The 652-nt window shown below is 65.5% G+C and carries 1 protein-coding gene; it reads left to right on the forward strand.

Translation table 11 applies throughout. The annotated features are described in order from the left end of the window. Window positions 1-652: tetratricopeptide repeat protein (locus tag INT12_RS30880; protein ID WP_193059227.1), on the forward strand; the 652-nt coding region annotated here is incomplete at both ends.

The raw sequence follows: 652 nt of genomic DNA on the forward strand, positions 1-652 counted from the left end.
GGCGAAGTGATTGCACAGTCCGATCTGGGCATGCTGTATCTCAATGGACAGGGCGTGGAACAAGACAACGCCCAGGCGCTGGTCTGGCTGCGCAAGGCGGCCGAGCAGGGCTCTGCCGCCGGGCAGCACAACCTTGCCAGCCTGTATCAGCGGGGCGGCGCAGGTCTCGCCAAAGACGATGATGAAGCCAAGCGGTGGTACGGCAAGGCAGCGCTGCAGGACAGATCCCAACTCGGCGTCAGTCAGTCCCGCATGGCGCTCTGCCTGTATCGCGGCGAATACGAGGTGTGGTGCAGCGAGGCCCAAAGCCCGGGAGCCTTTGGCCCCGTGGAAGATCTGGTAGCGGCCGCAGAGCGCGGCGACACCCAGGCGCAGACGCGGCTCGGCGACATCTACGGCAAAGGCATCGGGGTGCGGAAGGACGAGGCCCAGTCGTTCAACTGGTACCGCAAGGCGGCCACCGCAGGGTACGCGCCCGCACAGACGCGGCTGGGATACCTCTATTCCACTGGGGTCGGCGTCGCCAAGGACGAAGACGCGAGCATCGCCTGGTACTGCGAGGCCGCCGCGCAGGGATACCGCGGCGCGCTCACCAATCTCGAAATCATGCGCATCTACGGATCGTTCAACCCAGATGAGTGTCCAGCTCGGC

The organism is Pseudomonas sp. K8, from assembly GCF_014889455.1.
GTDB classification, from domain to species: domain Bacteria; phylum Pseudomonadota; class Gammaproteobacteria; order Pseudomonadales; family Pseudomonadaceae; genus Aquipseudomonas; species Aquipseudomonas veronii.